4 protein-coding genes are annotated in these 4,356 nt (G+C 37.6%); all 4 read left to right on the forward strand.

Annotation, left to right across the window (positions count from 1 at the left end; genetic code table 11):
• Positions 1-322 precede the first annotated feature (322 nt).
• The 4 genes from AB1414_16300 to AB1414_16315 all read left to right on the forward strand — a co-directional run bounded on the left by AB1414_16300 (position 323) and on the right by AB1414_16315 (position 3,834).
• On the forward strand, positions 323-1,195 hold the full coding sequence (locus AB1414_16300) for a DNA methyltransferase (protein ID MEW6608979.1): 873 nt from the start codon (positions 323-325) through the stop codon (positions 1,193-1,195).
• Positions 1,180-1,899, forward strand: coding sequence for an MvaI/BcnI family restriction endonuclease (locus AB1414_16305; protein ID MEW6608980.1), 720 nt, complete (start codon positions 1,180-1,182; stop codon positions 1,897-1,899). The genes AB1414_16300 and AB1414_16305 overlap by 16 nt, the downstream gene beginning before the upstream one ends.
• A 154-nt stretch (positions 1,900-2,053) precedes the next feature.
• Positions 2,054-2,932: a PhzF family phenazine biosynthesis protein gene (locus tag AB1414_16310; protein MEW6608981.1), complete on the forward strand. Its 879-nt coding sequence runs from the start codon at positions 2,054-2,056 to the stop codon at positions 2,930-2,932.
• Positions 2,929-3,834: a hypothetical protein gene (locus tag AB1414_16315; protein ID MEW6608982.1), complete on the forward strand. Its 906-nt coding sequence runs from the start codon at positions 2,929-2,931 to the stop codon at positions 3,832-3,834. The genes AB1414_16310 and AB1414_16315 overlap by 4 nt, the downstream gene beginning before the upstream one ends.
• Positions 3,835-4,356 lie beyond the last annotated feature (522 nt).

The raw sequence follows: 4,356 nt of genomic DNA on the forward strand, positions 1-4,356 counted from the left end.
GAGTTAAACCGTGAATGTGGAATGCACAATAATTCGGTAAGATAGAAGAAAAGAAAAAGAGAGAATAGAATCGCATCTTGAATTGTGAATTGGTATTCTGAAATGAGGTACTTTAGCCAGCAAGGAGAAAAGAAAAAGAGACGGCAAAGTGCAGCTTTTTCTAACCCTTCGCTGCACCTGACTGCGGGGGGCTGTGCCGTTTTCGAGGTTTTGTGGTTTATCAAAGTTTTATCTTGCTAACAAAGGTTGGTGGTAATTCTCCCCGCATCAGGTGAGCTCAATCGTTAGACAACAAACTGTAGATGCAAAAGAGAGAGAGATAATGATGAAAAAAATAGACATTAACTTCAGAAAAACCTGTACTTGTTCTGATAGCCATATAAATTGTCTTACCCCTAAAGAATGGGTTAAAGGACAAGTTGCTATCTGGGAACTATATTATGAAAAGAGAGATATTAGAGATAAAGAAATACATCCAGCTGTATTTCCAATTGCTTTACCTAAAAAGTGCATAGAACTTTTTACCCATAAGGGAGAATTGGTGCTCGACCCTTTTGTTGGTATTGGAACTACTCTTATTGCAGCACGAGACTTAGATAGAAACGCAGTAGGATTTGATCTTAACCAAAGATATATTGATGTTACGAGTTCAAGGTTTGCTCAGACAGAATTAGACTTTGGAGAGAATACAAAACAGATTGCAATTTGTGATGATGCCTTGAATATTCCAAAATATCTTGATGAAGGAACAGTGGCATTATGCGTTACTTCACCGCCTTATGCTAATATGTTATATCATGAAAGATTAAATAAAAGCCTTCGTAGTGATCTTCGAGAAAATAAACACTACAAAAAAATTCAGCAATATTCAGATAATCCACGAGACCTTGGAACAATGAATCTTAAAGAATATATCGATGCACTTGCCGAAATATATAAGGGAATATTGCCGCTATTGAATCCAAAAGCACATTGTGTAATTAATGTTAATGACTTATGGGAAAATAATCACAGATATCCAACACATAGTTATATTATAGAAGCAATGGAAAAGGTAGGCTATGAACTCAGGAATATAATCATCTGGGACAAAAGAAACTTAGTAAATAATGTAGGTATTTTTGGTTGGCCAAGTAATTACATAACTCTCAGTACAACTTTTGAATACATTCTTGACTTTTGGAGGAAACCATAATAATAAGATATTCTGAATTGGTAAAAAAATTAAAAACAATAAAAGAGATGGGTTATATCAAGACCCATAGAATAGGAAACACAGGTATTGGGAAAACACTGGAAGACCTTTTAGGAATAGATGAAAATAATGTGCCTGGACCAAATTGTGCAATGATTGAATTAAAATCTGCAAGAAAAAATGTTAAAAGCATGCTTACACTATTTACAAAATCCCCTTTTCCTAGAGGAACAAATTCTCTTTTGCTGGAAAGATTTGGCTACGAATCTGATTGGGGCACCAAAAGATTAGAGACCACAGTAAATGCTATAACATATAATCAGATAAAAGGGAAAATCGGTTTTAAAATTGACATCCAAAAAGATAGAGTAAATCTTATAACTCCTAAAAACGAGATTGTCGCTTATTGGAATAAAGAAACACTTAAAAATTCTTTTGAAAGAAAGCTCCCAAAACTGTTATATGTAAAAGCAGAATCAAGAGGCAAAGGTGCCGATGAGGAGTTTTGGTTTAATGAAGCATGGTTATTAAGCGGTTTTGATTTTGATAACTTTGTTCAACTGCTAAAAGAAGGAACAATTCTTGTTGATATAAGAATTGGACAATATTCAGATGGTAGAACGCATGATCATGGTACAGGATTTAGAGTTTTTCCTGACAAATTAGATTTGTGTTTCAGCCATAGAGAGAGAATAGGATTTTAGAAAATATAAGTCTAACGATTCGCTGCATCTGACTGCGGGGGACTGTGCCGTAATTAGAGTTTTGTGGTATCTCAAGCTTTTATCTTGCTTACAAAGTTTGGTGGTAATCCACCCCGCAGCAGGTGAGCTCTGTCGTTAGAAACCAGGAAATCACATGAATATTCCGATATATCAAGTTGATGCCTTTACAAGTAAAGTCTTCTCAGGCAACCCGGCAGCTGTTTGTATTCTTGAAGAGTGGCTTGATGATAGCATGTTGCAAAGCATAGCGTCAGAAAATAACTTGTCAGAAACTGCATTTATAATGCCAAGAGATGTTCAGTTCAAAATCAGATGGTTTACACCAAAGATAGAAGTGGATTTATGTGGACATGCTACATTAGCAAGTGCGTTCGTTTTATTCGAGGAAAAATTGTTTGAAGATAACACTGTGACTTTTGAATCTCAAAGTGGACCTTTAACTGTGGAACATTTAGATAATGGGTTGTTATCTATGAATTTCCCTTCAAGGAGACCGGTTGCCTGTAAAAAGCCAGAAATGTTAGAGGAGGCATTGAGCACTAATGTAGTGACTACTTTAGCCTCCAGAGACTTATTAGTAATTCTTGAAAACGAAGAAAAAGTAAGTAATCTCTTGCCAAATTTGGAACTTTTGTCAAAAATCGAAGAATATATGGGAGTGATAGTATCTGCCAAAGGAAATAAGGTTGACTTTGTTTCAAGATTTTTTGCTCCAAACGCAGGCATTCCAGAAGACCCGGTTACTGGCTCAGCACATTGCACGCTAATTCCTTATTGGTCTGAACAGTTGAAGAAGGATAAATTGCATGCGTTACAACTTTCTCCAAGAGGTGGTGAGTTGTTCTGCGAAAATTTAAGCGAAAGGGTCGTTATTAAGGGTAAAGCTGCAATGTATATGAAAGGTGAGATTTACATTCCTCGCTTACGCTCGGCGGCTGAGCTCTATCGTTATCTGCAATTGCGGAGATCGGATGGATGCACTGATGTCTATCGAGGAGAAAGGGAATCATGAAGTTGCTAAGTGAACCAGTTGTGATAGCTATTATTTCATTTGTCGCAGGTATCGGAGCTGCCTTGATTGGATTTATTGCTAAATATATATGTGACTATCGTATTGAAAAAAGGAAATTGCAGTTAAAGGAACGGGAAAGCGTTGCTAATTTCCTTGGCTCTAGTCAGTCGAATTTCGTTAGGGCAACCAAGGATTTTTATACACGCCTTTGCAACTTTTTTGAGAATCCAGATAAGGCCAGAAAGTGGTTAAAACCAGGAGAGACCAGTGCATCAGATGGTTATTACCTTCGGGAGTTTGTATACAGAATGTTTAATTTTCTGGTATGGGGTAGGATTGTCCAGGACAGAATTAATGCCCTTCCCCCAGCCGAAACGGAAGAGTGTCCTGATCTGCAGCATACATACATGTTTGTTGATTTGGCCTATTCTATTTTTTCCTACATTTGGTTGTATAAAAGTTTCCACCAGTATGATGATTCACGAGAGTCTGCTCATCTTTTCTCGGGGAGTATGGAAAGGATAGCAGAGTGCGGTATTGAGAGATCAAAGAGTGGCATCCAAGCTATATCACGTGAGCAGTTCGAGAAGGAATACGAAGATGCGACCAGTCCTATACAGTCGCTCAGGGATTTCGTTGTAAAAGCTGGGCATGGAAATTCTCCAGAGATTTCATACGTCATCGGCCGCTTGGCTACACTTAAAGCCATACTTGCATCATTTTTAATGGATTTTTCTTGGACAATAAAGGTGCCGAACAAACAGGAAATAATGGAGCAGTACCAAAAAGATCTAAGTTATGCTGGCACAACAAGTGCTGAAACGCTTAATTTTGCTTCAATTGTACCTTCAAATTTGAAAGAACTCATGGAAAGATTTAGATGCAAGCTTCTCCCTGTTTGATAAAGAGATATGAAGATTGAGCATAGAATGGCAGATAACCAATCGTTGCAGCGGACGGCGGGGGCTGTGCCGCTTTTCAAAGTTATGAGGTTGACCAAAGTTTTGTTCTACTTGTAAAGTTTGGTGGTAATCCTCCCCCGCCGCCGCTGAACTCTATCGTTAGAATTAAAAATAATCACACAAAGACACAAAGTCACAAAGGAATTGAATAAAAACAATAAATCTTTGTGTGCTTTGAGGCTTTGTGTGAGGATATAAAAGAGAAATTCTAACCCTTCGCTGCACCTGACTGCGAGGGGCTGTGGCGTGTTTGAAATAGTTTTGTAGTTTATCAAAGTTTTAACCTGCTTACAAAGTTTAGTGGTAATTCCCCCTCGCAGCAGGTGAGCTCTATCGTTAGGTGCAAAGCAATGAATGAGCAAAATCAATATTACGAAAACTATCCATCAACGATAATAATTCTACGAAATATATTTGAGATCGTAATTTGGGGTATTGGTGTCCTCTTATTAGTGAAATTCG

It is taken from the genome of bacterium (assembly GCA_040755795.1).
Lineage (GTDB): Bacteria > UBA9089 > CG2-30-40-21 > CG2-30-40-21 > SBAY01 > JBFLXS01.

What these genes read in the sequence shown, in the direction of transcription:
- AB1414_16300 (MEW6608979.1), top strand. Translation starts at nt 323, where the DNA reads ATGATGAAAAAAATAGACATTAACTTCAGAAAAACCTGTACTTGTTCT.
- AB1414_16310 (MEW6608981.1), top strand. Translation starts at nt 2,054, where the DNA reads ATGAATATTCCGATATATCAAGTTGATGCCTTTACAAGTAAAGTCTTC.
- AB1414_16315 (MEW6608982.1), top strand. Translation starts at nt 2,929, where the DNA reads ATGAAGTTGCTAAGTGAACCAGTTGTGATAGCTATTATTTCATTTGTC.